The following is a 19,038-nucleotide window of genomic DNA, read 5'->3' as shown; positions in this document are numbered from 1 at the left end:
CCGCGACCGAGGAGCGATGTCATGTCGACCAAACCAGTACCTGATACGATCCCGTCGGCGGAGGCAGGGCTGACCGGTCCGCCCCCGCAAACCTATTTGCTGCGGCTTTACGTGACCGGTGCAACTGCGAAATCGGCGCGTGCGATTGCCAACATCAAGACCATCTGCGAGGAACACCTGGAAGGGCGCTACGTTCTGGAGGTGGTTGACCTCTACCAACAGCCTGAACTCGCCCAAGGCCAACAGATCATTGCCGCGCCCACGCTCATCAAGGAACTGCCGCTCCCCCTGCGGCGGATCATTGGCGACATGTCGAGCAGCGAGCGGGTGCTCGTGGGGTTGGATGTGCGCCGGAACGGATAGGGAGCCGTTCTTCATGAATGAATTGATTGCCGAGAACCGAGACCTGAGTGCGCGTCTGGCGGAGGCCGAGGAGACCCTGCGGGCGATCCGCGCCGGCGAGGTCGACGCCCTCGTGGTCTCGGGCGTCAACGGTGAGCAGGTGTTTACCCTCCAGGGCGCCGACTATCCGTACCGGGTGCTGGTCGAAGAGATGAGCGAGGGGGCGCTTACGCTGACCATGGAGGGGGTGATCTTTTACGCGAACCGGCGTTTGGCCGACATGTTGAAGACGCCGCTCGAACAGGTCATCGGCGCGCGGTTCGAACACTGGATCGCCCCCGCTGATCAGGCAATTTTTTGGGCCTTGCTGCACAGCGACGATCCGCGGAGTCACTATCGGGAGCTCAGCCTGGTCGCCGGCGACGGCACCACGGTTCCCTGCTATCTCTCGTTCACGGTCCTGCAGGTCGCCGAGATCCAGGGCTGCTTTTGCCTGGTCGCCACCGACCTGACCGAGCAGAAACGCAGCGAGGCGATGGTTGCCGCTGAACGATTGGCGCGGTCGATTCTTGACCAGGCGGCCGAGGCGATCGTGGTATGCGATAACGCGACCCAGATCATCCGTGCCAGCGAGGTGGCGCATGCCCTGGCCGGTGGGAATCCGCTCGGCCAACCGTTCGCGCGCGTGTTTCCTTTGCATCAAGCCGATGGTACGGCGTTTTCCCTGGATGTGATCGTGCAGGCCGGCGAGCGGTGTCGGTTGGAAGCCCGGCTGATCCGCCCGGAGTCGGTCGCCAATCTCTTGGTCAGTATTGGGCCCTTGATGGGGCACCAAGGCGAGCGACTCGGCAGCGTTGTCACGCTGAACGATATTACCCGGCGGGAACGGGCGGAGGCGGCCGTACGGGAGAACGAACAGCGCTTGAGGACCATCCTGGAGTTCCTGCCCGTCGGAGTCTGGTTCTTGAATGCACAGGGCGACATCGTCTTCGGTAATGCCGCCGGCCAACGGATCTGGGCGGGGGCGCACTATGTCGGCATCGCGGCGTTCGGGCAGTACAAGGCGTGGTGGTCTAACACGAAACGGCTGCTCGCCCCCAACGAATGGGGCGCGGCTCGGGCGATCGAGCGGGGTGAGACATCGATTGAAGAGGAGATCGAGATCGAGTGTTTCGATGGCACACACAAGATCATTCTCAACTCGGCCGTGCCCATTCGTGACGGCGACGGCCGGATCGCCGGCGCAGTCGTTGTCAACCAGGATATCACCCAGCGCAAGGCCGCCGAGGACCAGATCCAGCAACTCGCTTTCTACGACCCCCTGACCCGGCTGCCCAATCGACGGTTGTTTCAGGACCGGCTGCGTCAGACCCTGGCGGCCTGCGGGCAAGGACGCCGACAAGGCGCATTGCTGTTCATCGACCTGGACAATTTCAAGGAACTGAACGACAGCCTGGGCCATGACATCGGCGACCTCTTGCTCCAGCAGACCGCGCAACGGCTGCTTGCGTCGGTGCGCGAGGCCGACACCGTGGCCCGCCTGGGCGGTGATGAGTTCGTCGTGATCCTGCAGGATCTCAGCGAGCAGACCGATGCGGCCGCCGCCAAGGCGCAGCAGGTGGGCGCGACGATTCAGGCCGCGCTCACCCAGTCCTACGAGGTCGCCGGTCACCACTGCCGCAGTACCCCAAGCATCGGTGCCACCCTGATCAGCGACCAGCGGACGACTGTTGACGATCTGTTGAAGCGGGCCGATCTCGCCATGTACCAGGCAAAGGCGGCGGGCCGCAACACCCTGCGTTTCTTCGACCCGGAGATGCAAGCCGTCCTGGAGGCGCGCACTGCCCTGGAGAGCCAGTTGCGTGTCGCGTTGCGGGATGGCCAGTTCCTGCTTTATTACCAGGCCCAGGTGGATGCCGACGGGAGAATGACCGGGGCCGAGGCGCTGCTGCGTTGGCAACATCCACAACGCGGACTGGTTTCCCCAGCCGAGTTTATCCCGTTGGCCGAGCAGACCGGCTTGATCTTGCCGCTGGGTCAATGGGTACTTGCGACTGCCTGCGCGCAATTGGCCGTTTGGGCACGCGCACCACAGACCGCCCATCTGACCTTGGCCGTCAATGTCAGCGCCCGCCAGTTCCGGGACCCCGGATTTACCGAGCAGGTGCGTGGCGTGCTTGAACAGCAGGGTGCCGATCCGCATCGATTGGAACTGGAACTGACCGAGAGCCTGCTGTTGGAAGACATCGCCGATACCATCGCGAAAATGACCGCGCTGAAAGACCTGGGTATCGGTTTCGCGCTCGATGACTTCGGCACCGGCTATTCTTCGCTGGCCTATCTCCAGCGCCTGCCCTTGGACCAACTGAAGATCGATCAATCCTTTGTACGGGACGTGCTCAGCAACCCCAATGATGCGGCGATTGCCCGCACCATTGTCGCGCTGGGGAATACCCTGGGCCTGGCGGTCATCGCCGAGGGGGTGGAAACGCAGGAGCAGCGGGAATTTCTGTTCGCGAGCGGCTGCCGCGCTTTTCAGGGCTATGCATTTGGCCGGCCGGGGCCGGTTGAAGCGTTGGGTAGGTTCTTTGAGTAACCGCAGTCGGTGCACGCTGAGTCACCTTGGATGATGTGACGTCATTTCCGGAACACCGGATACCACCCACCACCGGCTCGGATGTAGGTGCGACTTCAGTCGCACCGATTCGGACGCAGGTGCGACTGAAGTCGCACCTACATTGACGGGTATCCAAATTGTCGGAAATCGCCTAAAGCTCAGCAGTCCACGACGACGTCACCGCGATCACCTTTGCACGCATCTCGTGCTGCTCCGCCGTCGAGACGATCGTTCCCGCGTACCCGATCGATGCCGATCAGTACGTCGACACCGGCCCCGCCTTCCATCCGATCGGCACCGGCCCCGCCGTCCAGTCGATCGCGACCGGAGTCACCCGCGAGGGTGTCGTCACCCGTTCCACCCATCAGCACGTCGGCACCGTCGCCGCCGTACAGGATATCTGTGCCGGGGCCGCCGAACAGGGTGTCGTTTCCGGCATCACCGAAAAGAACGTCGTTGCCGCCGCGACCGTCGATGACATCGTTGCCTCCCAGACCGCAGATCACGTCGTCGCCGGAAGTCCCGATGAGTCGGTCGCGGCCCTCGGTCCCGGTGATGGTGCACACCGGGTCGAACGCGACCGCCCAGTCGGCGCTGAAGGCACCGGTGGTGCTTGGCAGCGGTGTGGCCACCGTTGCGGCGGCCAGCGTCGGCGCGGCGGCTAGTGAAGCGGACGGAGCGGTTCGGGCGGCATTGATGGTGGGTGCAGCCGCCAACGGGGCTGGCGCCAGGGTCGGTGCCGGCATCGCGTAGAGACCGCGTTCGCCAGTGTCGAACGCGTAGGCGCTGACCAGGATCTGGGTGCCGTCGGGAGAGAATCGGGGGTCGGTGAAGTCGGCCAAGCCCTCGGGTGTGATGTCGACCAGCGCGCTGCCGTCGGCATTGGCGACGATGATCCCCCACGAGCCGCCGGTTTGGCGCAGGTAGGTCAGTCGCGTCCCATCCGGCGACCAGGATGGGCTCTGGAAACTGAATTCCCCGGTCGGGCCTTCCACGTAGGTAATCGGCCCCTCACCGGAGGCGTCGATCAGTGCCATGGCATTGAGTGTCAGTTCAGTCCTTTGAGACGGTTGATCTCCGCGTTGCGCCAGGCGGTGATGGGTGCCCAGGGTCCGTAGAGGATGTCCTGGTCGGTGAAGGGCTCGCCGGGATACGTGCAGCCCACCAGCCAGGATGCGGGTTTGCGCAGGGGGCCGGGGATGCCGTCGGTCTCGGTGTGGCAGAACATCTGGTCGGCCATGCCGGCCGGGCGCGGCTGGTCATTGATGTAGACGGCCATGTCCAGGGCGTCCTGCGCACTTAGGGTAAGCGGGTCTCCCAAGGGCATGTGCTCCTTGATGTAGCCCGCCAGATTCTGGCTGTTGTAAAAGGCGGCCCCGCGGGAGTAACCGTCCTTGCCCCAGAGCGCGGGGACCCGCGGGCGGTTCTCGCCGCGGCGATACTCGCCACGGCCGGGGCCATCCTTGCTGTGGCAGGTTGCACACTCGGCGTTGAAGAGGCTGCGTCCGGCCAGGGGATCGCCGCTCATGTTGGCTACGTCCGGGTCGACGACCGGGAGTCCGTTGCCCGGCAGATTGACCCAGCCGGGTCCCTGCATATTGGGGTCCGTCACCCCGTCGGACAACCACCGGATATAGGCCACCATGTCACGCATGACGGGGTCGGTCTTGGTGGGGGTGCGGTCGGCGTTCATGCAGTTGCGAAAGCAGTCGAGGATCGAGTCCTCCAGGTCGCGCCGGTAGTTGAGCGGCCGGAAGTAGGGCAGCCCGGCGTACTTGGCCGGGGACTGGTACATGGGCGTACCGAAGGGGACATGCCCGCCGGTGAAGTGGCAGCTCGAACAGGCGATGGTCGTGGTGGAATAAGGCGTTCCATCGGGGTACTTCTTGTTGCCGTCGGGGCCGAGCGTCTTGCTGGTATGGTGAATGTACTCATAGCCGCGGCGTACCTGAGCCGGGGCCGTGCCGATCTTGCGACAATTGAACCAGGCGCCCATGGCGTCGCAGTCGGGCTCGACGATCTTGCCGTCGAAACCCAGGTTGTCGGCCAGCGCCAGGGGTGCCAGCAGTGGCAAAGCGCAGGCGAGCATGACGGTCTTCTTCATCTTAGTCCCCCTTTTCGTTTTTCGTCGATGGGCGGTTGTCGTTGAAACGGGCGTTTCATGGTGGGTAAACACCCAGGCAACGTGCTTATTCCACTGGGACACAATTTTTCTCGACAGCGCGTCAGGCTGACAGGATCGCAGCCCGTCGTGGGCGCTGTCGACTGAAGATAGACACGGAATAATCGACTGGCTGCGCGTGTTGACTCAGTTAAACCGCGCCAGCTCCAGCAATCGTCGAGTCTGCCGGTGCCGATTCCATCCAAAAGCATCGCATAGCGCGCTGGGCGCGGTTTAGTATGCTGACCGGCACAGGCATAACCACGGAATTCATACACGGTGCGGCCGATGACACCTCAATCCATAAGAACATTGACGGGGACGCGATGACCCAGGGAATCGACGGCCGGTTACTCGCCGAGCAGATACCGCGGCTGCGGCGTTACGCTCGCGCCCTGACCCGAAACGTGCAGACGGCGGACGATCTGGTACAGGACTGTCTGGAGCGGGCCTGGCGCAAGGCGCACCACTGGGAAGCCGGGACCGACCTGCGCGCCTGGCTCTTTACCCTGATGCACAACGTCCATATCAATGCAGCACGTCGCAAGCGACCTGAGACCGAGGCCATGGAGCATACCGACTACGCGGACCCCAAGACCTCCGGCGCGGACAACGCCCTGGCGTTGCGGGATCTCGAACAGGGACTGGCACTGCTCTCCCCGGAACAACGCGAGGTGTTGTTGCTGGTGTGTCTGGAGGACATGACCTACGAGCAGGTGGCCGCGGTGACCGGGGTACCCATCGGCACCGTCATGTCGCGCCTGCATCGGGCGCGTGAGCGGATGCGTGGGTTCATGGCGGATGAGCGGCGGCCCGGTTCGACGCCCAACGCGAAGCCTGTTCTGAAGGCGGTGAAATGATGAACGAGCGGCTCTCTCCCGAACTTGAGGACTTGCATGCCTATGTCGACGGTCAGTTGACCACCCAGGCACGTCGGCGGGTGACGGCACGACTCGCCGCTGACCCGCGGGCGCAGCGCCAGGTGGACGACTACACCGCACTGCGGGATGGCCTGCGGGCGCTCTATGGTCCGGTCGCGCAGGAACCCGTGCCGCCGCGGCTGCTGCGCAAACCGCGATTCCGGCAGTGGCAGCGCCCAATGGCGGCAATGGCCGCGAGTCTGATGCTCCTGGCCGCCGGGGGGATCATCGGCGTGCAGTTGGAGCGGGGTCACCTCACGGCGCCGCTGGCGGGCACACCATCGATCGTGCGCGAGGCGGCCATGGCCTACGCCGTTTACACCCCCGAGGTCCGCCACCCGGTGGAAGTCCCCGGCGACCAGGCACAGCACCTGGTGACCTGGCTCAGCAAACGCATGGGCGTGCCGGTCCAGGCGCCGCAACTCGACACCCTGGGCTTCGGCCTGGTCGGCGGGCGTTTGCTCGCGAGCGACGATGGTCCGGGTGCGCTCTTGATGTATGAGAACGCCCAGGGGCAGCGCGTCGTGCTCTACGCTTGCCTGAACGAAGATCACGAGCGGGATAGCGCCTTCCGCTTCGGGCAAGAGGACGGCGTGTCGGTCTTTCATTGGCTGGAAGGGCCACTGTCCTACGCGGTGGCCGGCGAACTCGACCGCGGCGGCCTCCTGGCCCTGGCTGAGGCGATCTACCAGCAGACCGCGATCTGAACGCCGCGGTCAGCGGATGGAATAAAAGGTGCTTGCCGGGTGTTAGCGCAGATGCAGGAATCGCCTGCATCCCTCTGTCCAACGTTGTTCGCTACCGGATACCTCTTATGAAACGCACCTTACTCCTCATCGGCCTCTGTGCTGCCGGTCTCGCTCAAGCCGGGGTTCAAACCGCCTGGGTGAACCTTCCCGGCGGCGTTGCGGTCGCCCGCGACGCGGCCGACAACGTCTTTACCGCGACCTGGGACTACAACCCCGCCGGTGACATCTGGGTGACGAAACGCAGTTCGAGTGGCGTTTTGCAATGGGAGGTGCGTTACGACAACACCGATACCACCAAGCATGAGATGGCCACCTGGGTGGCTGCCGACAGCGCGGGCAACGTCCTGGTCTCAGGCACACTGCGCTCGGGTTATTCAAGTCCGGTGAATGCGAACAGCATCCTGATGAAGTTCAGCCCCACCGGCCAACTGCTGTGGCGGCGGGTCTACGAGGGCTTTTTCGATGGCTCATCGACGAAGCGTGTGCTGGTCGACGCGCAGAATGCTATCTACGTGCTGGGTCTGGGGAGCGGTCCGGCCGGTATTGTCAGCACGGTGAAAAAGTTCGCACCTGACGGCACGGCGCTCTGGTCCTGGTTCGATACCGCCGGCATCGGCGCACCGCTGCTTTTCAAGCTCACGCCCGACGGTCACCTGCTGATCAGCGGCCGCGGCAACAGCATGAACGGCTACGCCAAGATCAACACCGCCGGCCAGCCGATCTGGAGCGCCGCCGGGGTGCGCAGCCTGACCGCGGGCGACGCGGCGGGCGACGCGGACGGCAACAGCTATCTGATCAACGGCAACTACACGGCCGGCACCGGCAGTGTGCTGCGCAAGATCTCGCCGACCGGGGTCCTGCTGTGGGAGCGTACGCACCCGATGTCCGGCTTCTTCGTCGAAATCGGTCCCGACGGCGCCCCGGTCGTCAGCGGGTTCCCCGCGACCGGGCTGGGGGGTGCAGCCTTCATCAAGTACGCGCCGAGCGGTGAGTTGCTCTGGGAGAACCAGGATGCCGATGGTCCCACCGTGGGATTGCTGGCACATGCACAGTTGCTGATGGACACCAGCGGCAGCGCTTACCTGGCGGCCGGCGCCATGACCGCGATGGGAGTAACCAAGGTGCGCGCCGACGGTGTCGCCGACTGGACCGCGCTGATCTCCGGCAGCGGCTATGCCAACAGCATCGCCTTGGGCAGCGTCGGCCAGGTGTATGTGACCGGCGGTGTCACGGCGCGACTGGACCAGGACCTGCCACCACCGCTGCCGCAGGCCGACCTGGCGCTGACGCTGGTCGATGCGCCGGACCCGGTCAAAGTGCGCGGTGAACTCGTTTACACGGCGACCCTGCGTAACCTGGGTACGGCACGGGCAACCGGCGTCAAGTATCAGCAGGTACTGCCGACTAACGTGACTTGGGTTGGTTCGGCACCATCGCAGGGTAATTGCTACGGCTCCCGCACGGTGAACTGCTACCTTGGCGCGATAGCCCCGGGTGCTGCCGCCACCCTATCTCTCAGGGTGCAGCCGCGTGCCCGCGGCCTGCTCCCGGCCAGTGCCACGGTCACGACCACCGCGGCGGATGCCGATCCGTCCAACAACACGGCCAGTGTGAGTACGACCGTGACGCGCTGAGCGGCAGCGGTTGTGATCGGAACTGATGTGGCTTGTGTGGGCCGCGCCTTTCGGTAGCGGCCGGATGGGCATCGCTCTCGCTCTGCCCATCCTACACGCTGCACTCAGGCGCTCTTCTTCGCCCATAGCTCAACGCCCTCACGGGTGATGGCGCGCAGCAGCGCCGGATTGACGGGTTCCCCCGCCCGAAACAGAAGCGGCCGCAGGTGCGGGAGATCCTCGAGTCCGGCCTGTACCTCAGTAGCCAAATCCGCCAGTTGCCCCAGAGTAGCAGCCGCTGCGGTCGCGGATGCGAAAACCGCCAGGTCGAGGTCGGAGTCGGCATGGCCGCCGCCGCGGGCGCGGCTGCCGAAAACCAGGATACGCTCGATCCCCGCGGTGCCCAGGGTCGCAAGTGTCCGCTCGACGAAGGTTGCCAGCAGGTGTCGTTCGCCGGGAGTGAGGTGGGCGGTCCGCGGTGCCGTATCGGGCGTGCTTGGGGTCATTGCTGAGCGCTGAGTGGATCGGCTTGGCGAACAGTACGCCTTGTGACGCGTGGTGCCAAGGTGCGCAGAAGGGCAGCAGGCGGTCGGTGGAAGTGCTGCGCTGATCCATCGCAGGCGCTATCGTAAGCGGATGGAATGCTTCAGCCCCGCCGCCCGTCTCTGGTTCGCGCAGAACTTTGCCGCACCCACGCAAGCGCAGGCGCGCGGCTGGCCGGTGATCGCCGCCGGGCATCACGCCCTGATCACGGCGCCGACCGGCAGCGGCAAGACGCTGGCCGCCTTCCTCTGGGCCATCGACCGGTTGATGCGGGGGGAGGCGGGTACCGACCCGTGCGCAAGTCCCCCCGGCATTCAAGTGCTCTATCTCTCGCCCCTGAAGGCGCTGGTCTACGACATCGAACGGAATCTGCGAGCGCCGCTGGCCGGAGTCGCCCGGGCGGCGGAGCGGTTGGGGCAGGCGGTCAGGGTGCCGCGGGTGGCGATCCGTACCGGGGATACCCCGGCACCGGAACGGCGGCACCAATTGCTGGAGCCATCCGAGATCCTGGTCACGACCCCGGAGTCGCTTTATCTGCTGCTCGGGTCAGGGGCGGCGGTGCATCTGCACGCGGTGCATACCGTGATCGTCGACGAGGTTCATGCGCTGGCGCCGACCAAGCGCGGGGCCCATCTGGCCTTGTCGCTGGAGCGTTTGGCCGCGGGCTGCGCCCGTGACCCTCAGCGGATCGGGCTGTCGGCCACGGTGCAGCCGCTGGCTGAAGCGGCGCGCTTTCTGGGCGGCGACCGCACGGTCGATATCGTGGACGCCGCTGCCCCACCGCGTCTGGATCTGAAGGTCTGTGTTCCGGTGCCCGAGATGGAGCGTCCGCCGCCGCCGGCCCCGGCGGAACTGCCCAGCGGTTCGATCCTGGGAGCGCTCTATGCCCGTCAGACCGGCCGCCCGGCCGCGGAGACCGGCCTGTGGTCCGCGGTCTATCCGGCCTTGCTGGCGGCCATCCGTGCCCATCGCTCGACCCTGGTGTTCGTCAACAGCCGAGGGCTGTGCGAGCGTTTGTGCCAACGGCTGAACGAACTGGCGGCACTGGATGCCGAGCCGGGTCCGGAGCCGGTCCCGGAGTTGGTGCGGGCGCATCACGGCAGTGTCAGCCATGAGCAGCGCACGCAGATCGAGGAGTCGCTCAAACGCGGCGAGCTCAAGGCCATCGTCGCCACCAGTTCGCTGGAGTTGGGCATCGACATGGGTGCGCTCGATCAGGTGCTGCTGGTGGAGTCGCCGGGCTCGGTGGCTCGCGGTCTGCAGCGGGTAGGGCGTGCCGGGCACGGCGTGGGCGAGGTGAGCATCGGGCGCCTGTACCCCAAGTTCCGCGGCGATCTGCTGGAGTGCGCGGTGATCGCGCAGCGCATGCTCAAGGGCGAACTGGAGCCCTTCCGGATGCCGCGCAACGCGCTGGACGTGCTGGCCCAGCAACTTGCCGCCATGTGTTCGGCGGCGTCCTGCACGGTGGCGCAACTGCATGCCCTGGTGACGCGCGCCGGACCTTATCGGGAGCTGTCGCGGGCGGCCCTGGAGGCGGTGCTCGACATGCTCTCCGGCCGCTATCCATCCAGCGATTTCGCTGAACTCAAGCCGCTGCTTGTCTGGGACCGGGCGACCGACACCCTGAGCGCCCGGCGCGGCACGGCACTCATCACCCGGCTCAACGCCGGCACCATCCCCGACCGGGGCCAGTACGCCGTGCATCTGGGCGCCGACGGCCCGCGGGTGGGCGAACTGGACGAGGAGATGGTGTTCGAGACCAAGGCCGGCGACTGCATTCTGCTTGGCGCCTCCACCTGGCGGGTCGAACAGATTACCCGCGATCGGGTGCAGGTGGCGCCGGCTCCCGGTGAGCCCGGTAAGCTGCCGTTCTGGCGCGGCGACGGTCCCGGTCGGCCGGTCGCCTTGGGGCGGGCGGTCGGTGCCTTTTGCCGCGAATTGGCCGGGCTCAAGGGCGAGCACGTGCTCGCGTGGCTGCGTACACACACCCCCCTGGACGATTTGGCGGCGACCAATCTGGCGGCCTATCTGCGCGATCAGCGCGAGGCCACCGGCCAGGTCCCGAGCGACCGCACCATCGTCATCGAGCGTTTCCGCGACGAGCTTGGCGATTGGAGAGTCTGCATTCTCAGCCCCTTCGGTGCGCCCATCCATGCCCCCTGGGCCATGGCCCTGCAATGGCGCCTGAGCCGGCGCGAGGGGTTCGAGGTGCAGGTGATGTCGACCGACGACGGGATCGTGCTGCGTCTGGCCGACGGCGAGGACCTGCCGTCACTCACCGATCTGCTGCCCGATCCGGCGGAGGTCGAGGATCAGGTCACCGAACAGCTTGCCGACACCGCGCTCTTCGCCAGCCTGTTCCGCGAGAACGCGAGCCGCGCGCTGCTGCTGCCGCGCCGCCGTGCCGCGGGCCGCCAACCCCTTTGGGCGCAGCGGCTGCGGGCCCAGAGCCTGCTGGCCGCGGTGCGCCGTTACCCGGCTTTTCCCATCGTGATCGAGACCTACCGGCAAGCGCTGGGCGATGTCTTCGACCTGCCCGGCTTGCAGGAGATTCTGACCGCGATCCGCAACCGGACCATCCGCGTCCATGAGGTCGAGACGGCCCAGGCCTCTCCCTTCGCCCGTTCGCTGGTCTTCGCCTATGTCGCGGCCTATCTTTACGAACAGGATGCGCCCCTGGCGGAGCGCCGCGCTCAGGCGCTGACCCTGGATCGCGGGCTGCTGGCCGAATTGCTGGGCCAGGCCGAGCTGCGCGAGCTGATCGACTCCGCCGTGCTCGCCGACCTGGAAGCCGAGTTGCAGCACCTGTCCGCCGGCCGTCAGGCGCGCGACCCCGACGAACTGCACGACCTGCTGCGGCGGCTCGGCGACCTCACCGAGTCCGAGATCGCCCTTCGCTGCGAAGCCCCGCCCCCCGTGGGAGCGGCGTCCCGCCGCGATTCCCTCGCCGCGGCGGAACCAGTCGAGTCCGAAACGCATCCGGCCGGGACTGCCTGGCTCGCCGTCCTCACTCAACAACGCCGCGCCGTCCAAATCCCCGTGGCCGGCGAGCGCCGCTGGATCGCCGCGGACGATGCCGGCTGCTACCGCGATGCCCTGGGCGCGGTGCCGCCCCCCGGCCTGCCCGAAACCTGTCTCGTTGCCGTCGAGGCCCCGCTGGAGTCGCTGTTGCGGCGCTATGCCGCCACTCACGGTCCCTTCCTCACCCGCGAACCCGCCGCCCGACTGGGTCTGCAGCCGGCTCAGGTCGAGCCGGTGCTGCGACTTCTGGAATCGCAAGGCAGTCTGGTGCGCGGCGAAATCCGTCCCGGCGGTGCCGAGCCGGACTGGTGCGACACGGAGGTGCTGCGGCGTCTGCGCCGCCGCACCCTGGCCCAGGCGCGCGACGCCGTGGCCCCGGTGGACGGCGCCGCCCTGGGTCGCTTCCTGCCCGCCTGGCATGGGATCGGCGAGGACCTCCGGGGTCCGGACCGGCTGCTGGAGGCGGTGGCGCAGTTGTCCGGACTGGTGCTGCCCTGGTCGCAACTCGACCGGGTGCTGCTGCCGGCGCGGGTGCCGGGGTATCGCCCGGCCGATCTGGATCTGCTGGCCGCGACCGGTCAGGTGGTGTGGGTGGGGCAGGGCGCCCTAGGGCCGAAAGACGGCAAGGTGGCGCTCTATCCGCGGGCCGGCGGGGCATGGCGGCCGGCGGACGGCGAACCGCCGGTCGCGGCTGAGCAAACCCCGCTGCATCGCTGTCTGCTCGATCATCTGCGCGAACGCGGCGCCTGCTTTCTGATGGAACTCCAGGCAGCGGCCGAGCGCGCCGGGCCGCGGCCGGACCGGGACACCTTCGAGTCCGCGCTCTGGGACCTGGTGTGGGTGGGGCTGATCACCAACGACACCTTCGCCCCGCTGCGGCATCTCGGCGGCGGCGCCCGGACCCGGCGTCATGGGCGGGAAGCGGCTCTGGCGGGCGGTCGCTGGTCACTGGTCGCCGATCTCGCGGGGCGCGCGGCGGCGGCACCGACGCCGACCGAGCGGCTGTTGGCGCAGGCGCGGATGCTGCTCGATCGCTACGGCGTGGTGAGCCGGGAGGCGGTCCAGGCTGAGGGGCTGCCGGGCGGATTCGGCCCACTGTACCGAGTCTTGAAGCAGATGGAGGAGGGCGGTCAGGTGCGCCGGGGCTACTTTGTCGAGGGACTTTCCGGTGCTCAGTTCGCCCTGGCCGGCGCGCTCGACCGGCTGCGTGCCGCGCGTCTGGAGGAGCCGCCGATCGACGGCTTCACGGACGCGGATTGCCGGGTGCTGGCCGCGCTGGACCCGGCCAATCCCTATGGCGCCTTGCTTCCCTGGCCGGCAACCGGTGCCCTGGACACCGAGTCCACCGCGACGGCGCCGCGCCGGGTCAGCGGCGCCTGGGTGTACCTGGTGGCCGGCAAGCCGGTGCTGTACCTGGGAACCAGCGCGCGGACCCTGACGACTTTCCCCGCGTCGCTCACGTCCGCGGGCAATGAGCTGGACTTGGCTCTGGCCGCCCTGTGCCGCTCGCCGGGCACCGGCCGGCGGCGCCTGCTGATCCAGCACATCGACGGCCGGCCGGCCCTTGAATCGCCCTTGCGTGAGCCGTTGCTGGCCGCCGGATTCGTGTCCGATTATGATGCGCTGGTGCCCGGCAGGTCATAGGAGGTTGGCGGGTATCGATGGCAAGGCGGTTTTCTCGTTCTTCTCGTCTTCTCGTTCCCACGCTCCGGCGTGGGAATGCCGTCCGGCCGCTCCAGCGGCGCGTCACCCGACGCGACGCTGGAGCGTCGGGACTTGCTCCCACGCTGGAGCGTGGGAGCCAGATGACTTCTTCTTTTCTTCTCGTTCCCACGCTCCAGCGTGGGAATGCCGTCCGGCCGCTCCAGCGGCGCGTCACCCGACGCGACGCTGGAGCGTCGGAACTTGCTCCCACGCTGGAGCGTAGGAGCCAGATGACGGCGCGGGATTCGGTGGACTTGCGCTATCGCTTGTCCACCCTACGGCCGGAACGATGATCAAGGTCTTGGCCCGCGTTTAGACCTGAAGCCCTTGCGCCAGAATTGGCGGCCGGTCGAACTCGCCGCCGGCATCGATATGAAACCGTATTTTCTGAGTGCCGCCCATGGCTTCGACGGCGAACAGTTCAAATGGCGTCGCACTCACGATGCGTTGGGCGGTTTCGGCGTGACGGTACGCTGGATCTCTGGCATAGAGATCGCCGATCCTCTGCACGAACGTCGGTGTATCCGGTGGTGATCCGACACTGTGTGCCAACTCATGAAGAATGATGCCGCTCCAGGACTCGTCATCCACGATCGTGTCGAGTGTCGCCCCGAGAAAGACGACTGGGTTATTCAAATAGACACCGCCGGGCGGAGCCTCTGCCAAGTAGCTCGGGTCGGGATGATCCTGCAGCTTATCGACACCAACAAAGTGACCGCGTAATTGCGGTAGTTTGGCCCGCAGCATCACGTTGGCAACGATCAGCGTGTAGATTTGATTGATGCTGCCTTGATGTAATCGTATCGTATTCAGCGGATCGACTTGGCGAGCACTCGCAAAGTGTTTGATGACCAGCGCGATGGCCGTGCGCTTGAGCGGGATATCCGGCCCGCTGCCAAGTGCAACATCGAGCACTCGCCGCGCCGTCAGCGCTTGTCGGCGGATCAGCGGCAAGAGCCGGAACGCTTTATTGGCGCGCACCTGCTCTTTGGTCGTGGCCGCGATCGGTAACGGCAGCGGTGACTTTGCCCAAGGATCCCAGTTCGGATCGTTTGGGGCCGCGCCAATCCGTTGCGACTGCAAAATCGGAGTCGTATCGTCGTCAAGTAATGATGACCCCTGCTTGGCATCGAGTGCGAGCCAGCGAATCGTTGCCCGGCCTGGGTCGATCCGGCCATCGCTGGTGTTGAACCGGGCCTGCTGATAGGCATTGATCGCCGCAATCGTCAGTGCGCCGCAGCGACCATCGACCTTGAGCGATAGCGCACCAAGACCGAGTGGGACAGCCGCGGCGTTCAACATTTTCTGGATCAGGCCGACGTCTTCGCGCCGGTTCTGGCCGCCCGCGCCAACCGACCCCTTGAAGTGTCCGCGCGTCAGATCCGCCAGCTCGCCAAATCGTGAGCCCTGTCTGGTACGTACGGTGAATCTGGGAATGATGAAGCCGCTTGCCATAGTATATCCTCACTGCGTTTTGTCTTCCGCGTCGGGACTTGCTCCCACGGGGGCTGCGTTTGACTGTAAAGGGTAAGATGCCGAAAAGCACTATCAGCGCGCTCGGGCGGTGCTCATGACCAGCGTGACCCTGACGGCCGCCGGGCCGCCCCTGATCGCCGGGGTCGACGAGGCCGGCCGCGGACCGCTGGCCGGGCCGGTGTTCGCCGCGGCGGTGATCCTGGACCCGGACCTGGTCATCCCCGGTATCGGGGACTCCAAGAAGATCAGCCCGTTGCGGCGCGAGGCCCTGGAGGTGGTGATCAAAGCGCAGTGCCTGGCCTGGTCGGTCGCTTACGCGACTGCCGCGGAGATCGATGCGATCAATATCCTGCAGGCGAGTCTGCTGGCCATGCGCCGGGCCGTGGAGGGGCTCGCCTGCCGGCCGGAACTGGTGCTGGTCGATGGGAACCGGCCGCCGGTCTGCGCCTGTCCGGTGCAGACCATCGTGGGTGGGGATGCGAGCGTGCCGGTGATCGGCGCCGCGTCGATCCTCGCGAAAGTCGCGCGGGATCGGCTGATGTGCCAATTGGATCAGACGTATCCGGGCTATGGCTTCGCGCTGCACAAGGGGTATCCGACCCAATTGCATCGGGCGGCCCTGCGACAACTCGGTCCCTGTCCCGAGCATCGCCGGACCTTCGGGCCGGTGCGTGAGTTGCTGTGAGGTTCAGCGATCAGGGAACGCCTTTGGCGTCCCGTTCGTTGTCGTTGTCGTAATCGAAACCCGATCGACAATGGGGTGCTCATGAACAAATTGAAGCGTTTTTTCGATTACGATTACGACAACGACAACGACGGGCCTGAGTACCCCTCAAAACGCCGGCACGGGCTCCCCGACAGGCCCATGCGTGTCGCGAAAGCGCTCGGCAATGGCGGTGAAAGTCTCGAACCCGGCCGTGAAAGCGTCGACCACGTCCGGATCGAAATGGGTGCCCCGCCCCTGGTCAATGATGGCGCGTGCCTGCGGGTAGGGGATGGCGTCTTTGTAGACGCGCACCGAGACCAGTGCATCGAAGACATCGGCCAGGGCCATGAGGCGGGCGGAGGCCGGAATCTGTTCGCCGCTGAGCCCGTCGGGATAGCCCGTCCCATCCCAGCGTTCGTGGTGCCAGCGGGCGATTTCCCGCGCCAGGGCGAGAAACTCGAGGCGGCGCGGGGTACTGCGTTCGGCCCAGGCGATGGCGTCGCTGCCCAGGGCGGCGTGGGTCTTCATAATTTCCCATTCATCCGGGGTGAGGCGCCCCGGTTTCAGCAGGATCTGGTCGGGGATGCCGACCTTGCCGATGTCGTGCAAAGGCGCGGAGCGGACCAGGACCTCGATAAAGCGATCGGTCAGGATTGCAGCGAAACGTGGATGATGGCGCAGGCGGCCGGCCAGGGCGCGCACATAGCCCTGGGTGCGCAGGAGGTGATTGCCGGTCTCCAGATCGCGGATCTCGGCAAGATGGGCCAAGGCCCGGATGCTCACTTCCTGGATCAGGGCGTTCTCTTCCATGCGCCGGTTGACCTCCTGCTCCAGCCAGATATTCTCCTCGCGGAGCCGGTCGCGCGCGCGCTTTAATTCCAACTGGGTCGCGACCCGCGCCAGGACGACCGATGGGAGGAACGGCTTGCTGATGAAGTCGACGGCCCCGGCCTCCAGACCCTGGACCTCGGCCTGCCGGTCGTCCAGTGCGGTGACGAAGATCACCGGGATCTCGCGGGTGGCCGGGTTGGCCCGCAGTCGGTGCAGGACCTCGAAGCCGTCCATCTCGGGCATCATGATGTCCAGCAGGATCAGGTCCGGCCGCGGGGTAGACCCGCTGATCCGCAAGGCCTGGACGCCGGAGCGCGCGGCGCGGATCGGATAGCGTCCGCCCAGCAGATCCGCCAAGACCGCGAGGTTTTCCGGCTGGTCATCGACGATCAGGAGGGTCGCACCCGAGGCCGCGGGCCGGTTCAGGTCGAGGTCGATGGACCGGTCCACTAGAGTCCCCGCTGCTGACGCAAGCGTGATTGCATCCGCTTGACCTGCTTGAACGCCTCTTTCAGCATCAACCGATGGAGCTGGTTGAGGTCGTTGGGGTCCACGCGATTGACGCCGTCCGGGTCCGCGGTGCGCAGTTGCTGCTGGATGCGAAAGCGCTGGATCAGGTGAAAGGCTTCGACCTCGGCGACGAGGTCGGCGTCGGAGCGTTCCTGACACGCCCCCGCGGCGCGCAGCCGCTCGGCGGTATTGGTCGCCCAGATGCCGTACTGGAGTGCCCAGACGCGCGCCACGTCCGTGAAGAGCCGGGCGCCCTGGAGCTTGAGGTCGATGGTGTGAGGGAAGTCGCGGTTGCGGTCGAAACTGAACCGGCCGGCGAAGCCCAGCGGCGGGGTGATCGCGAGTGCCTGTTCCGCCAGGTTATGCAGGAAGCGGCCCTGGGTGCGCGCCGCCCCGATCAGCCAGGCGCGCAACTGATCCGCGGGCTCGAAGGTCCCGTAGAGCGGCCGGAAGTCGAAGAAGATGGTCCCGTGCAGCAGGGCCTTGGGATCGGGTTCCGCCAGCCAGTCGCCGAAGCGCCGCTGCCATTCGTCCGCGCTCAGGCACCAGCTCGGATTGCCGGCCATGATGTTGCCGCGGCAGTGCTCGAACCCGCATTTGTGCAGCGCCTGGTTCACCGCGCGGGCGAAGGGCAGGAAGGCGGCACGCAGGGCATCGGTCGCTGCCGGTTCGGGTGGGACGAAGATCAGCCCGTTGTCCTGGTCGGTGGCGAAGGTCTGTTCCAGTCGGCCGGCCGAGCCGAACACCAGCCAGCACCAGGGAATCGCGGGCAGATCGAACTCGTCCTCCATGAGCTCGATGACCCGCATGGCGATCAGGTCGTCGAGCCCGGACTGCCATTGACAGAGCGCCTCGATCCCCATCCCGGCGTGGAACAGTTCGGCGCCCCGGCGCCGGACCTGATCCGCCGCCAGGATCATGGCCTTCAGGTCGCGCGCGGCGCTGATCGCCGCGATCAGGGTCTCGGCCCCGCCGGCGCGCAGACCGAGCAGATCCGCTTGATCGACCAGCCCGAACAGCCGGCCATCGCCCTCGGTGAGCAGCAGGTGTCGTGCCCCGCGCTTGGCCATCAGCACCTTGGCGCGATGGGTCGGAGCGTCCGCGGCGATGGTGAGCGGGGCGCCGATCATGTGGGCGGCCACCGGATCCTCGAGCCCGCCGCCCTCGAAGCTGATGACATGCAGCAGCTCGCGCAGACTGATGAGTCCCAGCGGGAGACCGCTGGCCGCGTCGGTGATGACCGCCGCGTCTTCCTGGCCCTGGCTGATCTGATAGAGCGTTTCACGCAGGGTCGTATCCGGCGCCACCACCAGTGGTCGGCGGCGGGCCAGGGTGCGCAGGGGCGCTTGTTCGGCGCCGCCGGCTTGCGCCAGCAGTCTGGATGACGCCGCGGCGGAGCCGGGGTCCGCGGGCGGTTCCGGTGCGGTCTCGGCCGGGGCGGCCGTGCTCAGTGCGGTGGACTCAGTCGACACGGGTGAGCAACTCCCGCGCCTTGGCAATCAATTCGTGGGTCGAGAATGGCTTGGGCATGTAGGCATCGGCCCCGAGGGTCAGCCCCTTCTTCTGCTCGGCCTCACGCCCTTTGGCGGTGAGCATGAGGATGCGGGTGGCGGCCAGCGTCGGATCGGCGCGCACCGCCTGGAGCACGGCGAACCCGTCGAGCTTGGGCATCATCACGTCCAATACCACCAGATCCGGACGCAGGTCGCGGATGGCGGCCAGCCCTTCCTCGCCATCGCGCGCGACGCTGACCGCGAACCCTTCGCGCTTCAACAGGAACTCCAGTGAGATGACGATGTTGGGCTCGTCGTCAATGATCAGGACACGGGTGCTCATGGCTTGATT

The 19,038-nt window shown here is 66.4% G+C and carries 14 protein-coding genes; 7 read left to right on the top strand and 7 right to left on the bottom strand.

What is annotated here, in order from left to right:
- The first annotated feature begins 21 nt into the window (after positions 1–21).
- Both A39O_RS0110680 and A39O_RS33030 read left to right on the top strand, forming a co-directional pair.
- Positions 22–363 (top strand): circadian clock KaiB family protein, encoded by a 342-nt coding sequence (locus A39O_RS0110680; protein WP_020504650.1) that lies wholly within the window; start codon positions 22–24, stop codon positions 361–363.
- 13 nt (positions 364–376) lie between these two features.
- Positions 377–2,938, top strand: coding sequence for a sensor domain-containing protein (locus tag A39O_RS33030; RefSeq protein WP_020504649.1), 2,562 nt, complete (start codon positions 377–379; stop codon positions 2,936–2,938).
- A gap of 179 nt (positions 2,939–3,117) precedes the next feature.
- Here the strand turns inward: A39O_RS33030 and A39O_RS36475 are convergent, their stop codons facing one another.
- Together A39O_RS36475 and A39O_RS0110665 are read right to left on the bottom strand one after the other, a co-directional pair.
- Positions 3,118–3,996 carry a calcium-binding protein gene (locus A39O_RS36475; RefSeq protein WP_051088797.1) on the bottom strand — a complete coding sequence of 293 codons (879 nt, stop codon included), beginning with the start codon at positions 3,994–3,996 and terminating at the stop codon, positions 3,118–3,120.
- A gap of 11 nt (positions 3,997–4,007) precedes the next feature.
- Entirely contained in the window at positions 4,008–5,063 is a 1,056-nt protein-coding gene (locus A39O_RS0110665) for a c-type cytochrome (protein WP_020504648.1), read from the bottom strand.
- Positions 5,064–5,446: 383 nt separating this feature from the next.
- Between A39O_RS0110665 and A39O_RS0110660 the strand changes: the two genes are divergently transcribed.
- The 3 genes from A39O_RS0110660 (at position 5,447) to A39O_RS0110650 (ending at position 8,423) form a co-directional block, all read left to right on the top strand.
- Positions 5,447–5,980, top strand: coding sequence for an RNA polymerase sigma factor (locus A39O_RS0110660; RefSeq protein WP_040527700.1), 534 nt, complete (start codon positions 5,447–5,449; stop codon positions 5,978–5,980).
- Positions 5,980–6,747, top strand: coding sequence for an anti-sigma factor family protein (locus A39O_RS0110655; protein WP_020504646.1), 768 nt, complete (start codon positions 5,980–5,982; stop codon positions 6,745–6,747). The genes A39O_RS0110660 and A39O_RS0110655 overlap by 1 nt, the downstream gene beginning before the upstream one ends.
- Before the next feature lie 107 nt (positions 6,748–6,854).
- Positions 6,855–8,423: a DUF11 domain-containing protein gene (locus tag A39O_RS0110650; protein ID WP_020504645.1), complete on the top strand. Its 1,569-nt coding sequence runs from the start codon at positions 6,855–6,857 to the stop codon at positions 8,421–8,423.
- A 104-nt stretch (positions 8,424–8,527) separates the two neighbouring features.
- On the opposite strand, the gene A39O_RS0110645 is transcribed toward A39O_RS0110650, so the two are convergent.
- Complete coding sequence (locus A39O_RS0110645) at positions 8,528–8,908, bottom strand: nucleotidyltransferase family protein (protein ID WP_020504644.1); 381 nt, start codon at positions 8,906–8,908, stop codon at positions 8,528–8,530.
- Between the two features lie 130 nt (positions 8,909–9,038).
- Here A39O_RS0110645 and A39O_RS0110640 point away from each other — a divergent pair, with 130 nt between their 5' ends.
- Positions 9,039–13,610, top strand: coding sequence for an Lhr family helicase (locus tag A39O_RS0110640; protein WP_020504643.1), 4,572 nt, complete (start codon positions 9,039–9,041; stop codon positions 13,608–13,610).
- Between the two features lie 372 nt (positions 13,611–13,982).
- Here the strand turns inward: A39O_RS0110640 and A39O_RS0110635 are convergent, their stop codons facing one another.
- Entirely contained in the window at positions 13,983–15,125 is a 1,143-nt protein-coding gene (locus tag A39O_RS0110635) for a peptidoglycan-binding domain-containing protein (RefSeq protein ID WP_020504642.1), read from the bottom strand.
- Between the two features lie 115 nt (positions 15,126–15,240).
- Here A39O_RS0110635 and rnhB point away from each other — a divergent pair, with 115 nt between their 5' ends.
- Positions 15,241–15,831 (top strand): ribonuclease HII, encoded by a 591-nt coding sequence (rnhB, locus tag A39O_RS0110630; protein WP_020504641.1) that lies wholly within the window; start codon positions 15,241–15,243, stop codon positions 15,829–15,831.
- A 147-nt stretch (positions 15,832–15,978) separates the two neighbouring features.
- Here the strand turns inward: rnhB and A39O_RS0110625 are convergent, their stop codons facing one another.
- Genes A39O_RS0110625 through A39O_RS0110615 form a run of 3 tightly spaced genes read right to left on the bottom strand, consistent with a single transcriptional unit; the run spans position 15,979 to position 19,029 of the window.
- A complete protein-coding gene (locus tag A39O_RS0110625) occupies positions 15,979–17,133 on the bottom strand; it encodes a response regulator (RefSeq protein WP_020504640.1) in 1,155 nt (384 codons plus the stop codon).
- Positions 17,133–18,665, bottom strand: coding sequence for a DUF294 nucleotidyltransferase-like domain-containing protein (locus A39O_RS0110620; RefSeq protein WP_020504639.1), 1,533 nt, complete (start codon positions 18,663–18,665; stop codon positions 17,133–17,135). The genes A39O_RS0110625 and A39O_RS0110620 overlap by 1 nt, the downstream gene beginning before the upstream one ends.
- Positions 18,655–19,029 (bottom strand): response regulator transcription factor, encoded by a 375-nt coding sequence (locus A39O_RS0110615; protein WP_020504638.1) that lies wholly within the window; start codon positions 19,027–19,029, stop codon positions 18,655–18,657. Before A39O_RS0110615 ends, A39O_RS0110620 begins: the two co-directional genes overlap by 11 nt.
- Positions 19,030–19,038 lie beyond the last annotated feature (9 nt).

This window comes from Lamprocystis purpurea DSM 4197 (assembly GCF_000379525.1).
Lineage (GTDB): Bacteria > Pseudomonadota > Gammaproteobacteria > Chromatiales > Chromatiaceae > Thiodictyon > Thiodictyon purpureum.
The sequence above is the reverse complement of the archived record's forward strand: the minus strand, read 5'-3'. Positions and strand labels throughout refer to the sequence as shown.

Coding starts and splice junctions, on each gene's coding strand:
- A39O_RS0110645 (WP_020504644.1), bottom strand. CDS start 8,908: ATGACCCCAAGCACGCCCGATACGGCACCGCGGACCGCCCACCTCACT.
- A39O_RS0110655 (WP_020504646.1), top strand. CDS start 5,980: ATGAACGAGCGGCTCTCTCCCGAACTTGAGGACTTGCATGCCTATGTC.
- A39O_RS33030 (WP_020504649.1), top strand. CDS start 377: ATGAATGAATTGATTGCCGAGAACCGAGACCTGAGTGCGCGTCTGGCG.
- A39O_RS0110640 (WP_020504643.1), top strand. CDS start 9,039: ATGGAATGCTTCAGCCCCGCCGCCCGTCTCTGGTTCGCGCAGAACTTT.
- A39O_RS0110665 (WP_020504648.1), bottom strand. CDS start 5,063: ATGAAGAAGACCGTCATGCTCGCCTGCGCTTTGCCACTGCTGGCACCC.
- A39O_RS0110650 (WP_020504645.1), top strand. CDS start 6,855: ATGAAACGCACCTTACTCCTCATCGGCCTCTGTGCTGCCGGTCTCGCT.
- A39O_RS36475 (WP_051088797.1), bottom strand. CDS start 3,996: ATGGCACTGATCGACGCCTCCGGTGAGGGGCCGATTACCTACGTGGAA.
- A39O_RS0110660 (WP_040527700.1), top strand. CDS start 5,447: ATGACCCAGGGAATCGACGGCCGGTTACTCGCCGAGCAGATACCGCGG.
- rnhB (WP_020504641.1), top strand. CDS start 15,241: ATGACCAGCGTGACCCTGACGGCCGCCGGGCCGCCCCTGATCGCCGGG.
- A39O_RS0110635 (WP_020504642.1), bottom strand. CDS start 15,125: ATGGCAAGCGGCTTCATCATTCCCAGATTCACCGTACGTACCAGACAG.
- A39O_RS0110615 (WP_020504638.1), bottom strand. CDS start 19,029: ATGAGCACCCGTGTCCTGATCATTGACGACGAGCCCAACATCGTCATC.
- A39O_RS0110680 (WP_020504650.1), top strand. CDS start 22: ATGTCGACCAAACCAGTACCTGATACGATCCCGTCGGCGGAGGCAGGG.